The following is a 25,370-nucleotide window of genomic DNA, read 5'->3' as shown; positions in this document are numbered from 1 at the left end:
CGACCCTAATTCGTCGTACGCCAAAAGGAGATTGCGCGGAGGACCAGAAAAACGCTCGTAACCCATGCCGGCCGGAAGACCGCCACGTCCCGGCCTTCCCCTCGTCGGGCACGTGTACAACGCCAAACACATTGCCTAAGGCAAAAGCCGGTCGTCGGCTGCTTCCGCCTCGCTGAGATTCAGATGGAAGATGCAACGCAGTCCGGATTTCTCGAAATCCAGGACGACTCCGCCGGCGGAGTCGTAGGCAAAAACCCGTTTCAGCAACTGTGTGCCAAATCCCTTGCGCACAACCCGGGCGACGGGGGGACCTCCTTCCTCACGCCATTCAAGCTCGAGATGGCGAACGCGGTCATCGCCGACAATGTTCCAGGCAACTGAAACCGTCCCGGTTGAATTCGACAGCGCCCCGTATTTTATGGCGTTGGTGGCAAGCTCGTGAAGAGCCAACGCGAACGACAAGGCCACGTTTGGCGGAAGCCAGACGTCCTCTCCGCTAATCTGGAAACGGTCAAGCGCTGCGTGCGGCTTGATCGAGTTCATGATCAGATCGGCAAGATCGGCGCCGCTCCAATTCTCGCGGGTAAGAATATCATGCGCCTTTGCCAGCGAGACGAGCCGACTGGACAGGTTCAGTCCTGCCTCGGTGAGGTCGGAGGCGTTGCGAATCGTCTGGTTGGCGATGGATTGAACGACAGCCAGCGTGTTCTTCACACGGTGGTTGAGTTCATTGACCAGCAACTGGCGCTGCTCTTCGCCGCGCTTGCGTTCGGAAATGTCCAAACTGATCTGCACGGCGCCTATGATGGAACCACCCGGATCGCGAATGGGACGCGCGCTGGAGAGCAAATGGCGCTGCACGCCCGATGGAAGCGTATAGGCGAATTCCTGATTGTCGATAGTCTCGCCGCGCATTGCCCTGCTCAAGGGACGGTCTTCACGAGTAACCGTGTGACCATCCTTGACTGCAACGGTGTCAATGACGCGGTCGGGCGTGCCGAACGACTTGCGGGTCAGCAGCCCCATGAGCTCCGCTGCAAAGCGGTTGCGAATAACCTGGCGAGCCTGAGGGTCATAGGTGAACCAAACTGCCGCTGGCACCGTTTCCAAAACAGTCTCCAGTTCGCGCGTTCGCTTCGCGATTGCTCGCTCTGCATCGACCATCGCCTTTGCAACGGTGGCGAACTCGGCGACCGAGGTGGACATCGGTTCCACCTCACGGCCAAGGCCAAGTGCCTCGGCGCGACCAGCCAGATCGATGGTGGCTTCGGTCAGTCGTTTTCCAACGACGTAGGCAAGAGCAAGGGATAGCAGCAGCGCTGCAAGGCCTATTCCACAAATCGCCGCGAGCGAGCGCCAAAGCGGCGCCTGTACATCCGAAAGCGGCACATTGGCCGCGTAGAACCAACCGGAGTAGGTTGACCGATAATAACCCGCCAGCAGCGTCGCGCCCTCGAAATTGCGAGACTTGAAGCTGCCGGCCGAGCCGACGATTTTGTCCACATATTCGGGCAGTCCTGGCTTGCCGGTCACCTTCTCGTGCTGGGTGGACCGCGTAATGTAATTGCCGCCGCGATCGCCGATCCCGACCGTCCAGCCCTCTGGCACGGCAGGCAGCATGACATCGCGAATGCGGGTAGTCGGAACCGAGATCGAAAGAAGCCACTGTTCACCCTTGGGTCCGAGTACTCGCCGTGAGACAGCAACGCGATAGCCGCCCGAGCCCCGGTCCGCAAAGACATTGCTTACCAAGACACCAGCGGACTTCAGCTTTTCACTCTCTTCAGCCGTTGCCGGTTCGACGAGGAGCAAATTCTCACCTTGCGCGATGTCGGTGTTGGTCAGCTGATTGCCACCGGCATCATTCAAGGTGAGGACCTGATCCGTGCCTTGCACAAGGCGACTCGTCTCATCGTGAAACGCTTTCAGATCGCCGTTGGCGAGAGTGGCCGATTTAGAGAGACCGTCAAGAATGGTCTGCAGGTTGACAAGCTCTGCCTCGACCACCAGCGAGACTTGTCGTGCCGTCCGCAACGCGTCCTGTTCGAAGCGAGTTTGCTGTTGCAGTGCATACTGGACGAGCAGATATGCCGCGAACAGCCAGACCGGCAGAACTGCCGCGGCGATAAGACCAAGCAGATGGGCTCGAGCCGATCGACGAAGCACGCCCGTACCCTCTTATTTTTGAATTCGCTAAAGCATAGCGGCAAGCGGCGAAACGACAAGCGCTAGCTATGGCGAACCGAAGGCGGTCGGCGACGGGATTTACTTCCGAAGCAGCGATGTGCCAGATCAGCAAAACAGTCAGGAAGCAGCACAAAAGCGGTGGGGCTCTAGCGCGCCGTGAAAAACGGAAAGCGAGAGGCCCCATTCCTACGCTGTCGCCGCCGTTCCCCTACTCCCCCTCTGTTTTAGTCAGCGCCAGTGTGGCTTCTCGAATATGCTCCCGACGTCGGTCGTCACCGGCTTATTCTCCATCGGTTGACCCCCGAATTGTTGCTCTCATACTTCGTTCGTATGCTTTGCGCATATTTAGCATGATCGCATATAGTCCCCCAGCCCCCGGCGCCGTTTCTCACAAACTGCCCGTCGGTTAGGCCCGGTGTCCTAGCCCCATCCCAACAAGGGGTGCCGGGCCGCTCCATCCAAACCCTCGTTGACTAAAGACCCGCCGCCCCATTTGCGAGGCGACGGGCCCTCGCCCCAGCCCACACCTATCAACGCAATTGCGGTGCCAAGCGTACTGACCCATAACGGGTCACGTTTGGCCCAGCGGCGGATGGGTTTCACATCAGGGCTGGCAGCAACGACAGCTCAACCTGATTGGCATGTTTGGTCGCGATTTTCAGCAGAGTTTTAGCCGTTTCACTGGGATCCACCCCTGCGCTTTTTAGGCAGTCACCAAGGTTGCGGAGGCGGCTCCAAGGTTACCTCGCAGTTGACCTCTCTATCTGTCTATTCTCTGGCAAGAATGGGGGTTCAACCGTCTGGGACATTGCGCAGCAAGTGGCTCGCGGACAGGTTGCAAATGCATTGTGGCGCAACGCCTGCCAAGAAAGCCCGCGCCTCTGGCGGAGAGCGCGGGCCGATCAGGGGGTTATTGCCCCGATCTTCGGCAGGTGATGGAGGGCATCCCCTGCTGCAAGCACAACATTTTAGAAGTCACTAATGTTCCATCAGGCCGATTCTTTACGCTTCCCCTCGTCGCAAGTCGCGTTCCAGTCTGGGTGGGGCCCCCCACTGCAGGCCTTCGTAGTCGGGAAGCATCTGAAGAACACCGGCCGGCGATCGCGGTCCCGCGGCCTTGCAATCCGAGCCAAAGCCCGAGTGCATCTTAAGGCAACCCGACTAAACCGATATTACTCTTGGACGGATTGCAGGCGAGTTCTCCGGCTTGTTCCGCGGAAGGAAAACCTCCGTGCCGCTATCGCGGGTTGCTCCGGTCTTCGCGCTTACTTCAATGGTCGTCATGACCATCAGGCAAACCTCAGGCGCCGGTTTGCGCCATGCTAGCGCGCCGGGCGATCGCCGTCATGGCGGCGCCACTGCTCCACGATGGCGTCGTTGCCAGACTGCTTGGTGACGTCCAGTTCCTGGTACGGACCGCCGCCACTGGCCTGACCCACGCTGGCGATCTGCTTGAGCTTGTCGGTGCGGCGAGCCCCGAGCACGACCTTGGCGCCCTTGCTGGCCAGCAGCTTAGCCGTAGCCTCGCCAACGCCGAAGTATGCGCCGGTGCTGATAGCGACTTTGTCCTTGCTCATGATGATCCTGTTGCAGCTTCAGGCGGACCTGACCCATTGATTGACCATTTCATGGACGCCCCCATGCGGTATAATGATAAGTCTTCTTGCCTGATCTTCCGGAAGCGCAGATCTTGGGAAGACAGCGGCGGGCAGGAGGGTTATGAAGAGCCCGTGATAGGCTTGGAGATGACTATGTCCATCAGGGACCAGATCGGATCGCCTGGTACATTGCAGGCCGCCTTTCGGATTGCATCATTGTTCCGCCGCGAGAAGCGCTATTCGCCAAGGAACGGCCGGTGGTGGAACGCGGCGACATGCTGATCCTCAAGGATGACGAGCGCATGAAACTGCGCCCCGGCGAGAAGCGCGAGGGGTACTTTTGACCATGCGCCACATGGCAAAGAACCTCGCACCCACCGACGGCGTCCGCGACTATCTGGCGGCGCAGGAGAAGAAGTCGCTGCTGCGCTTCCTGACCTGCGGTTCCGTCGATGACGGCAAGTCGACGCTGATCGGGCGCCTGCTGTCCGACACCAAGCAGATTTTCGAGGACCAGCTCGCCGCGCTCGAACGCGATTCGCGCAAGCATGGCACGACCGGCGACGACATCGATTTCGCGCTGCTGGTCGACGGCCTCGAGGCCGAGCGTGAGCAAGGCATCACCATCGATGTCGCCTACCGCTTCTTCGCCACGCCGAAGCGCAAGTTCATCGTTGCCGACACGCCCGGCCACGAGCAATACACCCGCAACATGGCGACCGGCGCCTCGACCGCCGACCTGGCGATCGTGCTGATCGATGCCCGGCAGGGTGTGCTTCGCCAGACCAGACGCCATTCGATCATCGCCTCGCTGCTCGGCATCCGCCACGTCGTGATGGCCGTCAACAAGATCGATCTCGTCGGGTTCGACCAGACGGTCTTCGACCGCATCGTCGAAGACTACCGGCAATTCTCGCGCGATCTCGGTTTCCAGACCATCGTGCCGATCCCGATGTCGGCCCGCTATGGCGACAATGTCAGCCGCCGCTCCGAAAGCATGGAATGGTATTCCGGCCCGACGCTGATCGAGCATCTCGAAACCGTGTCGGTCGACGAAACGGTGGTCGAGCTGCCGTTCCGTTTTCCGGTTCAGTATGTCAATCGCCCCAATCTCGACTTTCGCGGTTTTGCCGGTACGATCGCCTCAGGCTCGGTTGCGTCAGGCGACGAGGTCGTCGTTGCCAAGTCCGGCAAATCCTCGCGCGTCAAGCGGATCGTCTCCTATGGCGGCGACCTCGCCCAGGCGGCGGCCGGCCAGGCGGTCACCCTCGTCCTTGACGATGAGGTCGAGATCTCACGCGGCAACATGCTGGTTTCGCCTGCCGCACGGCCGCAGGTCGCCGACCAGTTCGCCGCCAACATCGTCTGGTTCGACGAGCATGCCCTGTTGCCCGGCCGCTCCTACATCCTGCGCACCGAGACCGACCAGACCAGCGCCACCGTCACCGACCTGAAATACCGGATCAACGTCAACAATTTTGCGCATGAGGCGGCCAAGTCGCTCGACATGAACGAAGTCGGCATCTGCAACATCTCGACGCGGACGCCGATCGCCTTCGATCCCTTCGCCGAAAACCGCACCACCGGCGCCTTCATCCTGATCGACCGCATTTCCAACGCCACGGTCGGCGCCGGCATGATCCTGCACGCGCTGCGCCGCGCCGAAAACATCCATTGGCAATCGCTCGATGTCGGCAAACACGTCCGCGCCGACATGAAGAACCAGCGGCCCGCGGTGTTCTGGTTCACCGGGCTGTCGGGCTCCGGCAAGTCGACCATCGCCAACCTGTTTGAAAAGAAGCTGTTCGCCACCGGCCGCCATACCTATATCCTGGACGGCGACAACGTCCGTCACGGTCTCAACCGCGATCTTGGTTTCACCGACGCCGATCGCGTCGAGAACATCCGCCGCGTCGCCGAAGTGGCGCGTTTGATGGCCGATGCCGGGTTGATCGTCATTGTTTCGTTCATTTCGCCGTTCAGCGCCGAGCGGCGCATGGCGCGCGAATTGATGGCCGACGGCGAGTTCATCGAGGTGTTTGTCGATACGCCCTTCGAGGAATGCGCCAGGCGCGACCCGAAGGGCCTCTATGCCCGCGCCCTGAATGGCGAGATCAAGAATTTCACCGGCGTCGATTCCCCTTACGAAGCGCCGGAAAACCCGGAAATCCATCTCAAGACGATCGGCAAATCGGCCGAAGAGATGGTAGACGCCCTGGAACACTGGCTGATCGAGCGCGACATTGCCGAAGACTACGACAGTGACGGCATCTGACGATGAACCGACGGGCGCGAGGTGATGCGTGTGTTCCACAGCCGGCTGTCCGGTCGACCGCGGAAGGAACCGTGTGTCATCGGCTCTTGCTGATGCAGCATATAGCAATGGCCATGTGTCATTTTTCCAGCGTAAGATCGCGAGTTGGCTTTCTACGCTCGATACTTCGCGCATTTCGTCGCGCGACTCTGAGTTCGACAAGCGTCGGCTGCCACCAACCCCTAGAATATTCGCTCGATCCGGCCGCATGACGGGCTGGCCATGTCTCGATGAGCTCCGCCAGCGTCGCTGAGCGCCAGGCGCCCCAGACGTAGTCGAGGCCCGCTCTCACATGCGGATAGACAGCGGATAATTCAGATGGCTCCACGAGTTCGCCCGATACCTCAGCGAAGACCACAACACCGTATTGCTCCGTGGCAACGGCGCGGCCGACCGGCGGCAGGTCTACGGCCAGCACCGGATAGCGATGGCGGCGCCGTTCGGCAGCCCGCGAGTGAGCTGCCCTCCCCGCTTCGGAGATGCTCTCCTCCGCTCGTCGCCGCTGCCTTGCTTCAGGTTCGGCTTGTTGGGCGGCCTGTTCAATTTTCGGCCAGTGCTGCCGCAATTCCTCGTAGGATCGAAACGGTACACGCCACGCGCGTAGTTCATCGTCCCACCTGGCCCAAGGAATTTCGCGCAGTTCCTTCAGGACGGTCCTCGAGTAAGGCGTGCGAATGCGCAGGTCTTGGGCAACTTCGAGATATGGGCTTGAAATCGGATCGAATGTGAAGGCGTCACGCCCCTTGCTGTCTGCGTGGATCGAAACCCGCTCGGCTTCGCGCGCCAGCCAGCGGGCGATGCGCCGGGCGGCCGTCTTTCCCGGTACAAACCAGCTCTTGCGCTCATCGCTCCACCGCGCTCCCGGAAAGGCCTGGCGGAAACGTTCGACCGTCATTCGATCATAAGCAAAGTCAGCAATGGCACCTGGGGCGTCTTGCTCCTGCGGCGCGGAATGGGTCTCAGATACTTTCATTGTCATGCGTCAATCATGTCGACTTGCGCAGGAAACGTCTGATCGGGTGCAATGGTTCACGCGCAAGCATGAAGCGAATTCGATCAAGGTCGCGACAGCCTGCGTGGCTCCCTTCTCCTCTTGAGACGACTGGGGTGCACCCTCTAAGTGTCTGACCCGAAAAGAAGTTGGGTGATATCAGCGGCTTGTGATTCAGTCGGTGTTGCGAAGCATCGACGGAGAATCCCATGTGGACCGATATCACCCGAGCCAAGCATGCCCGCAAAGGGCTGCGGTATTCAAGCGATTTGACGGATATGGAGTGGGCGGTTCTTGATCCGGTGATTCCGCCCCGGTCCCGACTTGGGCGCCCGCCGAAATGGTCGCGGCGCGAGATCATGAATGGACTGTTCTACGTGCTGCGCAGTGGCTTGCCATGGCGGATGCTGCCCAGGGACTTGCCGCCGGTGTCGACGCTGCAGCGCTACTTCTACGCTTGGCGCGACTGCGGCCTTTGGAGCACCATCAATCATCTGCTGCTGATGAGCGTGCGTCTGGCCACCGGTCGCCAAGCCTCACCCAGCGCCGGCGTGATCGACAGTCAAAGCGTGAAAACCACGGAGAGCGGCGGGCCTTGCGGTTACGATGCCGGCAAGAAGATCAAAGGCCGCAAGCGCCATATCCTCACCGACACCCTGGGTTTGCTCGTCGGCGCGGTCATCCATACCGCCGATATCCAGGACCGCGACGGCGCTCCCGACGTTCTGGCCTCCATTCGAGCCAGCTTTCCTTGGCTGCGCCACGTCTTCGCCGACGGCGCTTACGCCGGTGAGAAGCTTGAGACCGCCCTTCATGGGAAAGGCGACTGGACGCTCGAAATCATCAAACGATCCGACACCGCCAAGGGCTTCGAAGTGCTTCCACGTCGATGGGTCGTCGAGCGCACCTTTGCATGGTTCGGACGAAACCGACGCCTGGCCAAGGACTTCGAGGCCACGATCGAAAGTTCCACCGCATGGCTCTTGCTGGCCTCCGCTCAGCTCATGACGCGCAGGCTGGCAAACCATTGATCCGCTTCAAAAACATTATGAGTCAGACTCTAAGGTCGGGTTTCCTTCACTTACGCAGGAAACATGATGGACCAGGAGGCCGCAAGGACCCTGTCCGGGCTCGGCGCTGGGCATTGCGTTGACCGAACAGAAAAGCGTCACCGGGAGCCCTCTTCTGATGCTGTATTTTCGGCCGTTAACTGTTCCTCCTTTTGGATGTTGACGCTTACTCTTCATTAGCGTTAAGAATGTGCTAATATAAGCATCACCTAAAAAACCTGACCGGCAAATCAGGGAAATGGGCGACGCCAAAGGGAACGCAGCGCGGCCAGGAAAACTCGTCGCAGCTACCGTCGTTGAGATAAGACCCGTCTGTGGACGGCCATGTTGATACATGGCCGATCGCGGAATTGCGACGACGCCTGCAATTCCTGTGGATTGTGCGCTGACAATAAACGTCGGTCAAAACCAGCATGTCGATCATCCTACAAGTTTAAATGGAGAGTAGATAGCCGACCGATGCGGCACTCAAATAGATGATGGGGCATCTTTTTTGTGCTGATGTAAGAGTAAAAAAGGGGTGGGGATAAATGGCTTCTTGTCAAAGCACAGATGCCGACGGAACTGCGACATCGTTTCCAAATACTCCGCCGACCGGAGACGGCGCCTGCAGCTTTGCCGAAAATACGACCATCCTCATTTCCACAGCCCTGACCGTTATTTCCCTCGATGTGTTGAGCAACGATTTAGCCGGAATCGCACTTTGCTCCCTCGATGATGGGTTTCCTGCCTCGACCGATACGAAGAGACCCGGGGGCGCCGATTGCGAAGATCCAGCCGACATCAGGTATTCGGCGGACTCGCGAGCGGGGGCGTTTGGCGGCGGTGCAAATGTCAGTGGTCTGAACGCGAACTCATTGGTCCTGGCGCTCTCGCCCAGGATCAAGCCGTTTGTTGGCGAAGGCGAACTTGCTTGCATAGATTCGCAATTTTTGAGCGACCCCGCCGCAAGCGGCAGGTCGACATCGGCAATTCTTGACCGACAAGAACAACTGGCGAGATAGGGGACGGGACATGGCAACGACCATTGGCACAAGCAGCAACGACAATCTGGTCGGCGGCAGCGGAGACGACCTGCTTTTGGGGGGCGCCGGAAGCGATCGCCTGAATGGCGGATCAGGCGCCGATACGCTCGATGGAGGCAGTGGTTTCGATACGGTCCTGGGCGGATCGGGGGCGGACACGCTTATCTATCGTGCGTGGGAGAATCAGTACAAGATTGGCAGCCAAATCTACGGCACTGGGGCAACGGTCGGACAAACAACCTTTTCCGGCAACGACGTCTACGACGGCGGTAGCGGCAATGCTGCGAAAGGCACTGCCGAGATCGATACGCTCGTTATCCATCTAAGCAATGACCAACTAGCCAATGCGTCATTTATGACGGCGTTTAACGCTGAAATTGCTCAGTTTCGTGCCTTCATTGCTGCGAACTCGAACTCGAATACCGGTCAAGCAGGTCAAGCGGAATTTACATTCACCAGCATCAATCTGAAAGTCTCCGCGATCGAGCAAGTTATGGTTCTCGACAGCGCCGGACATGTCCCTGTATCCGTAAATATTGTCGACTCCTCCTTAAATGATAATGACAACAACTCTGTCGTGACGTTCACTTTTCTTGGCCCGGTGACAGGCTTCACTTCAGCCGACGTTACGGCGACCCACGGCACGCTGACTGATTTTGTGGTGATCGATGCTTCGCATTACACGGCGAAGTTCACGGCAGCAGACGGTTTCGATGGCCTTGGCTCCGTTTCGGTGACAGCCGGCGGTTACACCGACACTGCCGGCAACGCCGGCGCTGCGGGCGGCGATACGGTCAGCATCGACACATCGGCGGATCTGGGCCCGGCCCTGGCGCTGACCATCGATGCGGCGAACCTCGTCACCAACAACGCCGAGAAGACCGCGGTCGGCTTCACCGTCGCCGGCCTCGATGCCGACGCCACCGGCGTCGTCACCTTCACCGACGCTTCCAGCAACACCGTCACGGTCAACGTTTCGGCCAACGGCTCCTACAGCGCCAACCTGTCCGCGCTCACCGACGGCCCGATCAGCTCGGTCCTCAACGTCACCGACGACGCCGCCAACACGGCCAGCGCCAACGGCGCCGCCATCGACCTCGACACATCGGCGGATCTGGGCCCGGCCCTGGCGCTGACCATCGATGCGGCGAACCTCGTCACCAACAACGCCGAGAAGACCGCGGTCGGCTTCACCGTCGCCGGCCTCGATGCCGACGCCACCGGCGTCGTCACCTTCACCGACGCTTCCAGCAACACCGTCACGGTCAACGTTTCGGCCAACGGCTCCTACAGCGCCAACCTGTCCGCGCTCACCGACGGCCCGATCAGCTCGGTCCTCAACGTCACCGACGACGCCGCCAACACGGCCAGCGCCAACGGCGCCGCCATCGACCTCGACACATCGGCGGATCTGGGCCCGGCCCTGGCGCTGACCATCGATGCGGCGAACCTCGTCACCAACAACGCCGAGAAGACCGCGGTCGGCTTCACCGTCGCCGGCCTCGATGCCGACGCCACCGGCGTCGTCACCTTCACCGACGCTTCCAGCAACACCGTCACGGTCAACGTTTCGGCCAACGGCTCCTACAGCGCCAACCTGTCCGCGCTCACCGACGGCCCGATCAGCTCGGTCCTCAACGTCACCGACGACGCCGCCAACACGGCCAGCGCCAACGGCGCCGCCATCGACCTCGACACATCGGCGGATCTGGGCCCGGCCCTGGCGCTGACCATCGATGCGGCGAACCTCGTCACCAACAACGCCGAGAAGACCGCGGTCGGCTTCACCGTCGCCGGCCTCGATGCCGACGCCACCGGCGTCGTCACCTTCACCGACGCTTCCAGCAACACCGTCACGGTCAACGTTTCGGCCAACGGCTCCTACAGCGCCAACCTGTCCGCGCTCACCGACGGCCCGATCAGCTCGGTCCTCAACGTCACCGACGACGCCGCCAACACGGCCAGCGCCAACGGCGCCGCCATCGACCTCGACACATCGGCGGATCTGGGCCCGGCCCTGGCGCTGACCATCGATGCGGCGAACCTCGTCACCAACAACGCCGAGAAGACCGCGGTCGGCTTCACCGTCGCCGGCCTCGATGCCGACGCCACCGGCGTCGTCACCTTCACCGACGCTTCCAGCAACACCGTCACGGTCAACGTTTCGGCCAACGGCTCCTACAGCGCCAACCTGTCCGCGCTCACCGACGGCCCGATCAGCTCGGTCCTCAACGTCACCGACGACGCCGCCAACACGGCCAGCGCCAACGGCGCCGCCATCGACCTCGACACATCGGCGGATCTGGGCCCGGCCCTGGCGCTGACCATCGATGCGGCGAACCTCGTCACCAACAACGCCGAGAAGACCGCGGTCGGCTTCACCGTCGCCGGCCTCGATGCCGACGCCACCGGCGTCGTCACCTTCACCGACGCTTCCAGCAACACCGTCACGGTCAACGTTTCGGCCAACGGCTCCTACAGCGCCAACCTGTCCGCGCTCACCGACGGCCCGATCAGCTCGGTCCTCAACGTCACCGACGACGCCGCCAACACGGCCAGCGCCAACGGCGCCGCCATCGACCTCGACACATCGGCGGATCTGGGCCCGGCCCTGGCGCTGACCATCGATGCGGCGAACCTCGTCACCAACAACGCCGAGAAGACCGCGGTCGGCTTCACCGTCGCCGGCCTCGATGCCGACGCCACCGGCGTCGTCACCTTCACCGACGCTTCCAGCAACACCGTCACGGTCAACGTTTCGGCCAACGGCTCCTACAGCGCCAACCTGTCCGCGCTCACCGACGGCCCGATCAGCTCGGTCCTCAACGTCACCGACGACGCCGCCAACACGGCCAGCGCCAACGGCGCCGCCATCGACCTCGACACATCGGCGGATCTGGGCCCGGCCCTGGCGCTGACCATCGATGCGGCGAACCTCGTCACCAACAACGCCGAGAAGACCGCGGTCGGCTTCACCGTCGCCGGCCTCGATGCCGACGCCACCGGCGTCGTCACCTTCACCGACGCTTCCAGCAACACCGTCACGGTCAACGTTTCGGCCAACGGCTCCTACAGCGCCAACCTGTCCGCGCTCACCGACGGCCCGATCAGCTCGGTCCTCAACGTCACCGACGACGCCGCCAACACGGCCAGCGCCAACGGCGCCGCCATCGACCTCGACACATCGGCGGATCTGGGCCCGGCCCTGGCGCTGACCATCGATGCGGCGAACCTCGTCACCAACAACGCCGAGAAGACCGCGGTCGGCTTCACCGTCGCCGGCCTCGATGCCGACGCCACCGGCGTCGTCACCTTCACCGACGCTTCCAGCAACACCGTCACGGTCAACGTTTCGGCCAACGGCTCCTACAGCGCCAACCTGTCCGCGCTCACCGACGGCCCGATCAGCTCGGTCCTCAACGTCACCGACGACGCCGCCAACACGGCCAGCGCCAACGGCGCCGCCATCGACCTCGACACATCGGCGGATCTGGGCCCGGCCCTGGCGCTGACCATCGATGCGGCGAACCTCGTCACCAACAACGCCGAGAAGACCGCGGTCGGCTTCACCGTCGCCGGCCTCGATGCCGACGCCACCGGCGTCGTCACCTTCACCGACGCTTCCAGCAACACCGTCACGGTCAACGTTTCGGCCAACGGCTCCTACAGCGCCAACCTGTCCGCGCTCACCGACGGCCCGATCAGCTCGGTCCTCAACGTCACCGACGACGCCGCCAACACGGCCAGCGCCAACGGCGCCGCCATCGACCTCGACACATCGGCGGATCTGGGCCCGGCCCTGGCGCTGACCATCGATGCGGCGAACCTCGTCACCAACAACGCCGAGAAGACCGCGGTCGGCTTCACCGTCGCCGGCCTCGATGCCGACGCCACCGGCGTCGTCACCTTCACCGACGCTTCCAGCAACACCGTCACGGTCAACGTTTCGGCCAACGGCTCCTACAGCGCCAACCTGTCCGCGCTCACCGACGGCCCGATCAGCTCGGTCCTCAACGTCACCGACGACGCCGCCAACACGGCCAGCGCCAACGGCGCCGCCATCGACCTCGACACATCGGCGGATCTGGGCCCGGCCCTGGCGCTGACCATCGATGCGGCGAACCTCGTCACCAACAACGCCGAGAAGACCGCGGTCGGCTTCACCGTCGCCGGCCTCGATGCCGACGCCACCGGCGTCGTCACCTTCACCGACGCTTCCAGCAACACCGTCACGGTCAACGTTTCGGCCAACGGCTCCTACAGCGCCAACCTGTCCGCGCTCACCGACGGCCCGATCAGCTCGGTCCTCAACGTCACCGACGACGCCGCCAACACGGCCAGCGCCAACGGCGCCGCCATCGACCTCGACACATCGGCGGATCTGGGCCCGGCCCTGGCGCTGACCATCGATGCGGCGAACCTCGTCACCAACAACGCCGAGAAGACCGCGGTCGGCTTCACCGTCGCCGGCCTCGATGCCGACGCCACCGGCGTCGTCACCTTCACCGACGCTTCCAGCAACACCGTCACGGTCAACGTTTCGGCCAACGGCTCCTACAGCGCCAACCTGTCCGCGCTCACCGACGGCCCGATCAGCTCGGTCCTCAACGTCACCGACGACGCCGCCAACACGGCCAGCGCCAACGGCGCCGCCATCGACCTCGACACATCGGCGGATCTGGGCCCGGCCCTGGCGCTGACCATCGATGCGGCGAACCTCGTCACCAACAACGCCGAGAAGACCGCGGTCGGCTTCACCGTCGCCGGCCTCGATGCCGACGCCACCGGCGTCGTCACCTTCACCGACGCTTCCAGCAACACCGTCACGGTCAACGTTTCGGCCAACGGCTCCTACAGCGCCAACCTGTCCGCGCTCACCGACGGCCCGATCAGCTCGGTCCTCAACGTCACCGACGACGCCGCCAACACGGCCAGCGCCAACGGCGCCGCCATCGACCTCGACACATCGGCGGATCTGGGCCCGGCCCTGGCGCTGACCATCGATGCGGCGAACCTCGTCACCAACAACGCCGAGAAGACCGCGGTCGGCTTCACCGTCGCCGGCCTCGATGCCGACGCCACCGGCGTCGTCACCTTCACCGACGCTTCCAGCAACACCGTCACGGTCAACGTTTCGGCCAACGGCTCCTACAGCGCCAACCTGTCCGCGCTCACCGACGGCCCGATCAGCTCGGTCCTCAACGTCACCGACGACGCCGCCAACACGGCCAGCGCCAACGGCGCCGCCATCGACCTCGACACATCGGCGGATCTGGGCCCGGCCCTGGCGCTGACCATCGATGCGGCGAACCTCGTCACCAACAACGCCGAGAAGACCGCGGTCGGCTTCACCGTCGCCGGCCTCGATGCCGACGCCACCGGCGTCGTCACCTTCACCGACGCTTCCAGCAACACCGTCACGGTCAACGTTTCGGCCAACGGCTCCTACAGCGCCAACCTGTCCGCGCTCACCGACGGCCCGATCAGCTCGGTCCTCAACGTCACCGACGACGCCGCCAACACGGCCAGCGCCAACGGCGCCGCCATCGACCTCGACACATCGGCGGATCTGGGCCCGGCCCTGGCGCTGACCATCGATGCGGCGAACCTCGTCACCAACAACGCCGAGAAGACCGCGGTCGGCTTCACCGTCGCCGGCCTCGATGCCGACGCCACCGGCGTCGTCACCTTCACCGACGCTTCCAGCAACACCGTCACGGTCAACGTTTCGGCCAACGGCTCCTACAGCGCCAACCTGTCCGCGCTCACCGACGGCCCGATCAGCTCGGTCCTCAACGTCACCGACGACGCCGCCAACACGGCCAGCGCCAACGGCGCCGCCATCGACCTCGACACATCGGCGGATCTGGGCCCGGCCCTGGCGCTGACCATCGATGCGGCGAACCTCGTCACCAACAACGCCGAGAAGACCGCGGTCGGCTTCACCGTCGCCGGCCTCGATGCCGACGCCACCGGCGTCGTCACCTTCACCGACGCTTCCAGCAACACCGTCACGGTCAACGTTTCGGCCAACGGCTCCTACAGCGCCAACCTGTCCGCGCTCACCGACGGCCCGATCAGCTCGGTCCTCAACGTCACCGACGACGCCGCCAACACGGCCAGCGCCAACGGCGCCGCCATCGACCTCGACACATCGGCGGATCTGGGCCCGGCCCTGGCGCTGACCATCGATGCGGCGAACCTCGTCACCAACAACGCCGAGAAGACCGCGGTCGGCTTCACCGTCGCCGGCCTCGATGCCGACGCCACCGGCGTCGTCACCTTCACCGACGCTTCCAGCAACACCGTCACGGTCAACGTTTCGGCCAACGGCTCCTACAGCGCCAACCTGTCCGCGCTCACCGACGGCCCGATCAGCTCGGTCCTCAACGTCACCGACGACGCCGCCAACACGGCCAGCGCCAACGGCGCCGCCATCGACCTCGACACATCGGCGGATCTGGGCCCGGCCCTGGCGCTGACCATCGATGCGGCGAACCTCGTCACCAACAACGCCGAGAAGACCGCGGTCGGCTTCACCGTCGCCGGCCTCGATGCCGACGCCACCGGCGTCGTCACCTTCACCGACGCTTCCAGCAACACCGTCACGGTCAACGTTTCGGCCAACGGCTCCTACAGCGCCAACCTGTCCGCGCTCACCGACGGCCCGATCAGCTCGGTCCTCAACGTCACCGACGACGCCGCCAACACGGCCAGCGCCAACGGCGCCGCCATCGACCTCGACACATCGGCGGATCTGGGCCCGGCCCTGGCGCTGACCATCGATGCGGCGAACCTCGTCACCAACAACGCCGAGAAGACCGCGGTCGGCTTCACCGTCGCCGGCCTCGATGCCGACGCCACCGGCGTCGTCACCTTCACCGACGCTTCCAGCAACACCGTCACGGTCAACGTTTCGGCCAACGGCTCCTACAGCGCCAACCTGTCCGCGCTCACCGACGGCCCGATCAGCTCGGTCCTCAACGTCACCGACGACGCCGCCAACACGGCCAGCGCCAACGGCGCCGCCATCGACCTCGACACATCGGCGGATCTGGGCCCGGCCCTGGCGCTGACCATCGATGCGGCGAACCTCGTCACCAACAACGCCGAGAAGACCGCGGTCGGCTTCACCGTCGCCGGCCTCGATGCCGACGCCACCGGCGTCGTCACCTTCACCGACGCTTCCAGCAACACCGTCACGGTCAACGTTTCGGCCAACGGCTCCTACAGCGCCAACCTGTCCGCGCTCACCGACGGCCCGATCAGCTCGGTCCTCAACGTCACCGACGACGCCGCCAACACGGCCAGCGCCAACGGCGCCGCCATCGACCTCGACACATCGGCGGATCTGGGCCCGGCCCTGGCGCTGACCATCGATGCGGCGAACCTCGTCACCAACAACGCCGAGAAGACCGCGGTCGGCTTCACCGTCGCCGGCCTCGATGCCGACGCCACCGGCGTCGTCACCTTCACCGACGCTTCCAGCAACACCGTCACGGTCAACGTTTCGGCCAACGGCTCCTACAGCGCCAACCTGTCCGCGCTCACCGACGGCCCGATCAGCTCGGTCCTCAACGTCACCGACGACGCCGCCAACACGGCCAGCGCCAACGGCGCCGCCATCGACCTCGACACATCGGCGGATCTGGGCCCGGCCCTGGCGCTGACCATCGATGCGGCGAACCTCGTCACCAACAACGCCGAGAAGACCGCGGTCGGCTTCACCGTCGCCGGCCTCGATGCCGACGCCACCGGCGTCGTCACCTTCACCGACGCTTCCAGCAACACCGTCACGGTCAACGTTTCGGCCAACGGCTCCTACAGCGCCAACCTGTCCGCGCTCACCGACGGCCCGATCAGCTCGGTCCTCAACGTCACCGACGACGCCGCCAACACGGCCAGCGCCAACGGCGCCGCCATCGACCTCGACACATCGGCGGATCTGGGCCCGGCCCTGGCGCTGACCATCGATGCGGCGAACCTCGTCACCAACAACGCCGAGAAGACCGCGGTCGGCTTCACCGTCGCCGGCCTCGATGCCGACGCCACCGGCGTCGTCACCTTCACCGACGCTTCCAGCAACACCGTCACGGTCAACGTTTCGGCCAACGGCTCCTACAGCGCCAACCTGTCCGCGCTCACCGACGGCCCGATCAGCTCGGTCCTCAACGTCACCGACGACGCCGCCAACACGGCCAGCGCCAACGGCGCCGCCATCGACCTCGACACATCGGCGGATCTGGGCCCGGCCCTGGCGCTGACCATCGATGCGGCGAACCTCGTCACCAACAACGCCGAGAAGACCGCGGTCGGCTTCACCGTCGCCGGCCTCGATGCCGACGCCACCGGCGTCGTCACCTTCACCGACGCTTCCAGCAACACCGTCACGGTCAACGTTTCGGCCAACGGCTCCTACAGCGCCAACCTGTCCGCGCTCACCGACGGCCCGATCAGCTCGGTCCTCAACGTCACCGACGACGCCGCCAACACGGCCAGCGCCAACGGCGCCGCCATCGACCTCGACACATCGGCGGATCTGGGCCCGGCCCTGGCGCTGACCATCGATGCGGCGAACCTCGTCACCAACAACGCCGAGAAGACCGCGGTCGGCTTCACCGTCGCCGGCCTCGATGCCGACGCCACCGGCGTCGTCACCTTCACCGACGCTTCCAGCAACACCGTCACGGTCAACGTTTCGGCCAACGGCTCCTACAGCGCCAACCTGTCCGCGCTCACCGACGGCCCGATCAGCTCGGTCCTCAACGTCACCGACGACGCCGCCAACACGGCCAGCGCCAACGGCGCCGCCATCGACCTCGACACATCGGCGGATCTGGGCCCGGCCCTGGCGCTGACCATCGATGCGGCGAACCTCGTCACCAACAACGCCGAGAAGACCGCGGTCGGCTTCACCGTCGCCGGCCTCGATGCCGACGCCACCGGCGTCGTCACCTTCACCGACGCTTCCAGCAACACCGTCACGGTCAACGTTTCGGCCAACGGCTCCTACAGCGCCAACCTGTCCGCGCTCACCGACGGCCCGATCAGCTCGGTCCTCAACGTCACCGACGACGCCGCCAACACGGCCAGCGCCAACGGCGCCGCCATCGACCTCGACACATCGGCGGATCTGGGCCCGGCCCTGGCGCTGACCATCGATGCGGCGAACCTCGTCACCAACAACGCCGAGAAGACCGCGGTCGGCTTCACCGTCGCCGGCCTCGATGCCGACGCCACCGGCGTCGTCACCTTCACCGACGCTTCCAGCAACACCGTCACGGTCAACGTTTCGGCCAACGGCTCCTACAGCGCCAACCTGTCCGCGCTCACCGACGGCCCGATCAGCTCGGTCCTCAACGTCACCGACGACGCCGCCAACACGGCCAGCGCCAACGGCGCCGCCATCGACCTCGACACATCGGCGGATCTGGGCCCGGCCCTGGCGCTGACCATCGATGCGGCGAACCTCGTCACCAACAACGCCGAGAAGACCGCGGTCGGCTTCACCGTCGCCGGCCTCGATGCCGACGCCACCGGCGTCGTCACCTTCACCGACGCTTCCAGCAACACCGTCACGGTCAACGTTTCGGCCAACGGCTCCTACAGCGCCAACCTGTCCGCGCTCACCGACGGCCCGATCAGCTCGGTCCTCAACGTCACCGACGACGCCGCCAACACGGCCAGCGCCAACGGCGCCGCCATCGACCTCGACACATCGGCGGATCTGGGCCCGGCCCTGGCGCTGACCATCGATGCGGCGAACCTCGTCACCAACAACGCCGAGAAGACCGCGGTCGGCTTCACCGTCGCCGGCCTCGATGCCGACGCCACCGGCGTCGTCACCTTCACCGACGCTTCCAGCAACACCGTCACGGTCAACGTTTCGGCCAACGGCTCCTACAGCGCCAACCTGTCCGCGCTCACCGACGGCCCGATCAGCTCGGTCCTCAACGTCACCGACGACGCCGCCAACACGGCCAGCGCCAACGGCGCCGCCATCGACCTCGACACATCGGCGCCATCAGTTGTGATCACGGACGACGAGCCTAACACAGCCAACATTGCGGGCGGCAACGTTGTCTACACCTTCCAGTTCAGCGAGGCGGTAACCGGCTTTGATGCCAGCGACGTCACAGTCGCAAACGCCACCAAAGGCCTGTTCACCGCAATCGATGCCGACACCTACACGCTAGCGGTGACGCCGAGCGCGGGTTTCGTAGGCAATATGACCGTCGATGTGGCGGCGGCTGCCGCTCTCGACGCGGCCGGTAACGATAGCACGGCAGCGGCGCAGTCGGTGCAGGCGGTCGACACCTTCGCGCCGACGGTGTCGATCGGCACCGATGACAGCGCCCTGAAGATCGGCGATGTCGCGCACCTGACCTTCACCTTGAGCGAGCCATCGACCACCTTCGCCAGCGGCGATGTCGCCGTCACCGGTGGCACGCTGAGCAATTTTGCTGGCAGCGGCACCAGCTACACCGCTGACTTCACGCCCACCCTGGCTAGCACCACCACCGCCACCATCAATGTGGCTGGCAGCACCTTCACCGACGCAGCGGGCAACAACAACACCGCCGCCACGCAGCTAAGCATGACGGTCGACACCGTCGTGCCGACGGTCTCCATTGGGATCAATGATACCGCGCTCACGGTCGGCGATGTCGCGACGGTGACCTTTACCTTCAGTGAGGTACCGTCGAACTTCACCGCTGCGGACGTGAGCTATGACACCACGAGCGCAACCTTGGGCGCAATCACGCCCACGGGCGATTCGAAGGTCTTCACCGCCACTCTAACGCCGATCGCGTCGATCAATGACCCTACCAACGTCATCACCGTCGGTACTTCCTGGCAAGACCCGGCAGGCAACGCCCCGACTTCTTCAAGCAACTCTGTCAACTATACTGTTAACACCGCTGACTCGACACCGCCGACTGTAACAATAACTGGTACGTCCTTGGGCGGTACAGTTGGCTCTACCTCAACAGTAACATTCCAATTTAGTGAAACCGTGACTGGTTTCGACCCCAGCAGTGCGACCGATGTTACATTGACACGCGGCACGCTGAGCAACATTATTCACGTAGACGGTGATACTTGGACAGCGACTTTAACTAGAACAGCTAACGGCTCTGTAAAGGTTGACGTGCTAGCAGGTAGCTATACGGACTCGGCGCTTAACCCGGGCGCTGCAGGGAGTCTAGGACCCCTCAACCCCGCCGGCATCGCCGGCGAGCCTATCAATCTGGCCCTGACCGATCCATCCCATGAAGGCGCGCTCATCACCGTCACGGTGAAGGACGTGCCTTCGGGCTGGACCATCGACGGCGCAACCCACAACGCCGACGGAAGCTGGACGATACAGACCAACGGCCTGCAAGCCCTGACGGTCACCACACCGTCAGAATTCACCGGTGCAGCAGTGCTTGATGTCTCGATGACCTGGATCAACGCGGACGGCACGACGGGAAGCATGTCGGTTGCCGACAATGTCGAGGCCTATACTCAGGGTTCGCCGATCTTTGCCTGGTCCGGCGACGACGTGCTGACCGGGTCGAGCGGCAACGATCTCTTTGTCTTCTCGCAGCCGATCGGCTTCGACACGGTGCATAATTTCGACGCCGCGGCCGACCAGATCGACCTTATCGGCTACAACGGATTGGCAAGCTTCTCCGATCTCCAGACCCATATAGCCGACGATGCCAACGGCAACGCGGTGATTGCGCTCGGCGACGGGCAGTCGATCACGCTGGATGGCGTGCACTCGGGCGCGCTGACGGCAAGCAATTTCGTCTTCGACCAGACACCCGTGGTCAACAATTCAGGCACCATGACGATCGGCGACGGCGCCTTGCTGCCGCTGAGCGGCACGATCAACAATACGGGCCTCATCTCGCTCAATTCAACGGGAAGCGAAACGCTGCTTCAGGTCATCCAGCATGGCGTGACGCTGCAGGGCGGCGGACAGATCCTGTTGTCCGACAGTGCCGCCAACGTCATCTCCGGCACGGGGCCGGACGTCACTCTGGTCAATGTCGACAACACGATATCGGGCGCCGGCCAGTTGGGCGGCGGGATGCTGAGCCTCGACAACAGGGGGACCATCATCGCCACCGGCTCGAATGCGCTCGTCATCGATACCGGGGGCAGCGTCGTCAGCAACTCCGGAACATTGGAGGCGACCGGTTCAGGTGGCCTGACGATCACCGGCGGGTTGGCGAATTCCGGCATGCTGTTGGCCAATGGCGGCGACATCGTCATCCACGGCCAGGTTACCGGCGACGGCGATGCCATCATCGGAAACATGTCGCAGCTGGAGTTTCACGCCGCCTCTTCCGCAGACGTCATTTTCGGAGCGGATGCAGCTGGCACATTGCGGCTGGACGATTCATTTGATTTCAGCGGCAGCATCGCCGGCATGACCAATGACGACAAGATAGACCTCGGAGATATCTGGTTCAGCACCGGAACATCCGCTGTCTATCAGGCAAACCAGGATGGAAGTGCAGGAACGTTGACCGTTTCGGACGGCACCCATGATGCTACGCTCCACATCCTTGGCACTTACGATGCGGGCAGCTTCACCGTAGCCGACGACGGCACTGGGCGGACAGTGGTTGGATATAACCCGGCGGACGACTTCCACTTCGTCTGACGTTGAAGGCCGCAGGCTCCAATGTGATAGCGGGCGCCTGATTAATCCGGCGCCCGCTTCACATCGGAGCCTCCGATATCTAGCAGGCGGGGCGGGCCTATCTCTCCCGGAAGGCGCGTTGGAACGAATCCATCAGGGGCTTGGCCAGGTAGGCCAGAAACGTCCGTTCGCCGGTTGAGATGAACGTTTCGACCGGCATGCCTGGATAGATCTGTTCGGGCTTGATCTGCGGCGGCAGCTTGTCGGCCATTTTAAGCCGGACGGTGAAGTAAGGCAGTCCCGTGCTGGGTGTGATCAGCCGGTCCGCCGAAATGTAAAACACCTTTCCGGGCACTTTCGGCGTCGTGCGCGCGTTGAGCGCCGTGAACATCATGTTTGCGTCCTGCCCCACCCGGATTGAGTCTATATCTTCGGGCTTGATCCTGGCCTCGACAATGAACTCGTTGGTGGTCGGCAGAAGCTCCATCGCCACCTCTCCTGGACGGATGACGCTGCCTTGGGAATTGTAGAGCGATCTAACGATGATGCCGTCCACCGGCGCCCGGATGGTCGTCCGGTCCAGGACCGATCGACCAGCGTTGATTTGTTCCTCGAGATCAGCGACCTGCGCCCGTGCTTTGTTCAATTCCGTAACGGCATCCTCGACCCGGCTGGTTGTAAGTCGTTCAATCTGCTGACGCGCTTCCACAGTTTGCGTCGCCGAGCTGGCAATCTGCGCCTCCAGAGACCCCGCCTGGCCTACCAGCTCGGCGGTGCTGCGCAGAAGATCGGTGTATTCAGAACGATTTGTGAGTCCTTTTTCCAGCAGGTCTTTTTTTCGCTCCGTCTCCCCGGTGACGATCGCAATTTGATTTTCCGCTGCCTTCTTTTGAGCCCTTAGCCCAACAATCGCGTCCTGGAGAGCCGTTACCCTTTGCTTCAGAATCCCCTGTTCCGCGGCATAGCGCGCCAACCGAGCCTGAAATTCCTTGTTTTGCTCTCCGAAGACATCGCTATATTCGGAAGCGCCTGAATAGGCTCCGAGGTCGCTGGACAAGACAATTTTCTCGAGGCCGTCCCGCTCTGCCTCGAGCCGCGAGATTTCAGCTTTTTGTGCAACCCACTGCTTGAGAACGCGGTTGAGCTGGGACTGCGCCACCGTCGGATCGAGCACAATCAGGGCCTGGCCTCTTGAGACCCTGTCGCCCTCCCGGACCTTGATCATGTTGACCACGCCTCCTTCGAGGTGCTGGATCATGACATTTTGCCCTGCTGCTGCTACCACCCCTGGCGCGATCGTTGCTCCTGCAATCGGTGCAGTGGCTGCCCAGAATCCGAAGCCGAGCAAGAAAACGGCCACGCTTCCATACCCCGCCAGCGTGATCCGATCGGTGCGTGTATCGACGTCGCGTTGCCAGCGATACGTCTTGGCGCCCGCCTGAATGGTTTGGCTAGGAACCGTCATTGGCGACCTTTATCTCCACGCGTGTCGGTGACGGGAAAGGCACCACTCCTACGTTGTCACGTGACTGGGAGGTTGCGGGCGATGTGGCTTGGCCCTGTCGCTCGGCAAGTTTGTCGAGCACGTCCTTGGTCGAACCGTAGATCTCGACCTGACCATTGCGCAGCATAAGTATGCGATCGCATTTGGCTGCGAGGGAGGGTCGGTGGGTGATGACAAGCACGGTGGTTTTTCGTGAACGCGCCTGGATGATCGCGCGCACGAGCGCGGCTTCGCCATAAGTATCAAGATTTGCATTGGGCTCGTCGAGCATCAGGATCTTGGGATCGCCGTAAAAAGCGCGCGCAAGGCCAATACGCTGACGCTCACCGCCGGAGAGACGAACGCCAGCGGGGCCGATCACCGTCGAGTACCCGTTCCTCTGCCCCAAGATGAGCTCATGCACCTGCGCCTGCTGGGCCGCCCGGACTAACTTTTCGTCGGCTGCATCCGGCTCAAAACGCGAAATGTTCTGGGCGATTGTTCCTGGGAAGAGTTCCACATCCTGCGGAAGGTAGCCAATGTGACGGCCGAGCTCCTCGGGATCCCAGTTTCGAATATCGCCGCCATCGATGCGGATCGCGCCAGAACGAGGTTGAATGGCACCGACGATAAGCCGCGCCAGCGTCGATTTTCCGGCCTGGCTCGGACCGACGATAGCGACGGTTTCGCCAGCGGGGACCTCGAAGGTCACCCGTTTTATGAGCGGCAGCGCGCCGTCGGTCGATCCGGGAAGCTGATAGACTATCTGATCCGCGCTCAACGCTCCTTCAGGGGCCGGCAATGCTATGTTTTCCTGCTTGTCCGGTCCAGATCGGGAAGCCGAAAGCCTCTTCCATGCGAGATTGGCGTCGGTGATCTGCCGCCAGCTTCCAACGATCTGATCAAGAGGTTGCAAAGCGCGCGCGGAAATCATCGAGGACGCAAATATCATACCGGCGGTCATCTCGTTGTGCAGAACCAGATAGGCGCCGACACCTAATATCGCGATTTGCAGTACCGATCGCGTGGTGCGGGACACACCGCCATAAAATGCGTTGATGCGAGCGAGCCCATCCGAGGCGTGCAGCGAGCCGGAAAAACGGGCACCCCAGAACTCTATGGCGTTGGACACCATGCCGAGTGCACGGACCGTTTCGAAGTTTCGCGCGAAGGCCTGCGCCGAATTCATTGAGGCACTGAGATTCTCCGCCGCCTCCTTGCCAGGTCGCGAACTCGCGACCTGGTTCAGCACCGCGATGGCAACCATGAGAACCGCTCCGACGACCGTTACAAGGAAGAGCAACGGGTGGATAAAATAGAGGAGGCCCACGAAAATGGGCCCGAAAGGAAGGTCGAAGAGAAAGAAAATGGTTCGTGAAGCGATGAACCCCCGCAGGGTGGCCAAGTCGCGCAAGGCCTGGATATCGCCGAGCCCAGCGCGGGGGCCGCTCATTGCGGCGAGAAAAGACGATGTGCCCAAAGAGACATCCAGTCGCGCGGCCAGTCGGCTCGCATATACCCCCCGTACGATTTCGAGCACGCCGAAGAGCAAGAGCGACGAAAGCGCAAGAAGGGTCAGGTAGGTGAGAGTATCCAGATTGGCCGCGGGCAAGACGCGATCATACACCTGCAACATGTAGAGAGGCAGAATTAACACCAGGGTGTTCATCACCGCGGAGAAGAGGCCCATTTCGACCACGCTCCTCGATAGCACCCTTCTGTTCGTAAAGCTGGGCATCCAATCCCTTCTGTTCGTAAAGCTGGGCATCCAATCCCTTCTGTTCGTAAAGCTGGGCATCCAAAATTGCCCCCCGGACAAGCGATCACATTAGACAGTCTTTATATATCATACGGTGTCGTGATGCCACCGATTCAGATTCTTAGTAAAGCGCCGAAGCGGGCTGAGGCGCTCCGACAGGTAGGCCTGCTGCGGTTTTGAATACTGGATGACTCTGTTGGCTTGGTGCAGACAAAGACATTGCCTGTGCCTTCGTCCCACAGGCACGCCGAGCAAGACAGAAGGCGATTAGCCCGCTGAAACTGCGCTATTGACGTCTTCCCC

9 protein-coding genes and 2 pseudogenes are annotated in these 25,370 nt (G+C 62.7%); 5 read left to right on the top strand and 6 right to left on the bottom strand.

Annotated elements, in window-relative coordinates; genetic code table 11:
* Window positions 1-135: 135 nt before the first annotated feature.
* Entirely contained in the window at window positions 136-2,166 is a 2,031-nt protein-coding gene (locus tag ACFOJ9_RS07305; protein ID WP_378978053.1) for a sensor histidine kinase, read from the bottom strand.
* A gap of 1,343 nt (window positions 2,167-3,509) precedes the next feature.
* On the bottom strand, window positions 3,510-3,764 hold the full coding sequence (locus ACFOJ9_RS07300) for an SDR family NAD(P)-dependent oxidoreductase (protein WP_378978051.1): 255 nt from the start codon (window positions 3,762-3,764) through the stop codon (window positions 3,510-3,512).
* 257 nt (window positions 3,765-4,021) lie between these two features.
* On the opposite strand from ACFOJ9_RS07300, the pseudogene ACFOJ9_RS07295 reads away from it, so the two are divergent.
* Window positions 4,022-4,117 (top strand): annotated as a pseudogene (locus tag ACFOJ9_RS07295) (sulfate adenylyltransferase subunit CysD); the annotation flags it as partial.
* A gap of 14 nt (window positions 4,118-4,131) precedes the next feature.
* The gene (gene cysN, locus ACFOJ9_RS07290; protein WP_378978049.1) at window positions 4,132-6,060 is read left to right on the top strand and encodes a sulfate adenylyltransferase subunit CysN; all 1,929 of its coding nucleotides are present in this window, start codon (window positions 4,132-4,134) and stop codon (window positions 6,058-6,060) included.
* 118 nt (window positions 6,061-6,178) lie between these two features.
* Here the strand turns inward: cysN and ACFOJ9_RS07285 are convergent, their stop codons facing one another.
* Window positions 6,179-7,072 carry a hypothetical protein gene (locus ACFOJ9_RS07285; RefSeq protein ID WP_378987638.1) on the bottom strand — a complete coding sequence of 298 codons (894 nt, stop codon included), beginning with the start codon at window positions 7,070-7,072 and terminating at the stop codon, window positions 6,179-6,181.
* 227 nt (window positions 7,073-7,299) lie between these two features.
* Between ACFOJ9_RS07285 and ACFOJ9_RS07280 the strand changes: the two genes are divergently transcribed.
* Window positions 7,300-8,121, top strand: a complete 822-nt coding sequence (locus ACFOJ9_RS07280; protein WP_378976343.1) for an IS5 family transposase — start codon at window positions 7,300-7,302, stop codon at window positions 8,119-8,121.
* Window positions 8,122-9,174: 1,053 nt separating this feature from the next.
* A pseudogene (locus ACFOJ9_RS07275) lies at window positions 9,175-9,336 on the top strand (calcium-binding protein); the annotation flags it as partial.
* Between the two features lie 198 nt (window positions 9,337-9,534).
* Here the strand turns inward: ACFOJ9_RS07275 and ACFOJ9_RS07270 are convergent.
* Window positions 9,535-9,702 carry a hypothetical protein gene (locus ACFOJ9_RS07270; protein WP_378988335.1) on the bottom strand — a complete coding sequence of 56 codons (168 nt, stop codon included), beginning with the start codon at window positions 9,700-9,702 and terminating at the stop codon, window positions 9,535-9,537.
* On the opposite strand from ACFOJ9_RS07270, the gene ACFOJ9_RS07265 reads away from it, so the two are divergent.
* Entirely contained in the window at window positions 9,679-21,846 is a 12,168-nt protein-coding gene (locus ACFOJ9_RS07265; protein ID WP_378987635.1) for an Ig-like domain-containing protein, read from the top strand. The genes ACFOJ9_RS07270 and ACFOJ9_RS07265 overlap by 24 nt on opposite strands.
* 97 nt (window positions 21,847-21,943) lie before the next feature.
* Here the strand turns inward: ACFOJ9_RS07265 and ACFOJ9_RS07260 are convergent, their stop codons facing one another.
* The gene (locus ACFOJ9_RS07260; RefSeq protein ID WP_378978047.1) at window positions 21,944-23,290 is read right to left on the bottom strand and encodes an HlyD family type I secretion periplasmic adaptor subunit; all 1,347 of its coding nucleotides are present in this window, start codon (window positions 23,288-23,290) and stop codon (window positions 21,944-21,946) included.
* The gene (locus ACFOJ9_RS07255) at window positions 23,277-25,046 is read right to left on the bottom strand and encodes a type I secretion system permease/ATPase (protein ID WP_378978045.1); all 1,770 of its coding nucleotides are present in this window, start codon (window positions 25,044-25,046) and stop codon (window positions 23,277-23,279) included. Before ACFOJ9_RS07255 ends, ACFOJ9_RS07260 begins: the two co-directional genes overlap by 14 nt.
* Window positions 25,047-25,370: the final 324 nt, after the last annotated feature.

It is taken from the genome of Mesorhizobium cantuariense (assembly GCF_042647205.1).
In the GTDB taxonomy this organism is placed as follows: Bacteria; Pseudomonadota; Alphaproteobacteria; order Rhizobiales; family Rhizobiaceae; genus Mesorhizobium; species Mesorhizobium cantuariense.
Note: the sequence above shows the minus strand (reverse complement) of the source record. Positions and strands in the feature narration are given on the sequence as shown.

Excerpts from the sequence above, each read along its gene's own strand:
- ACFOJ9_RS07265 (WP_378987635.1), top strand. The coding sequence starts at position 9,679 with ATGGTTCTCGACAGCGCCGGACATGTCCCTGTATCCGTAAATATTGTC.
- ACFOJ9_RS07300 (WP_378978051.1), bottom strand. The coding sequence starts at position 3,764 with ATGAGCAAGGACAAAGTCGCTATCAGCACCGGCGCATACTTCGGCGTT.
- ACFOJ9_RS07255 (WP_378978045.1), bottom strand. The coding sequence starts at position 25,046 with ATGCCCAGCTTTACGAACAGAAGGGTGCTATCGAGGAGCGTGGTCGAA.
- ACFOJ9_RS07280 (WP_378976343.1), top strand. The coding sequence starts at position 7,300 with ATGTGGACCGATATCACCCGAGCCAAGCATGCCCGCAAAGGGCTGCGG.
- ACFOJ9_RS07260 (WP_378978047.1), bottom strand. The coding sequence starts at position 23,290 with ATGACGGTTCCTAGCCAAACCATTCAGGCGGGCGCCAAGACGTATCGC.
- cysN (WP_378978049.1), top strand. The coding sequence starts at position 4,132 with ATGCGCCACATGGCAAAGAACCTCGCACCCACCGACGGCGTCCGCGAC.
- ACFOJ9_RS07285 (WP_378987638.1), bottom strand. The coding sequence starts at position 7,072 with ATGAAAGTATCTGAGACCCATTCCGCGCCGCAGGAGCAAGACGCCCCA.
- ACFOJ9_RS07270 (WP_378988335.1), bottom strand. The coding sequence starts at position 9,702 with ATGTCCGGCGCTGTCGAGAACCATAACTTGCTCGATCGCGGAGACTTT.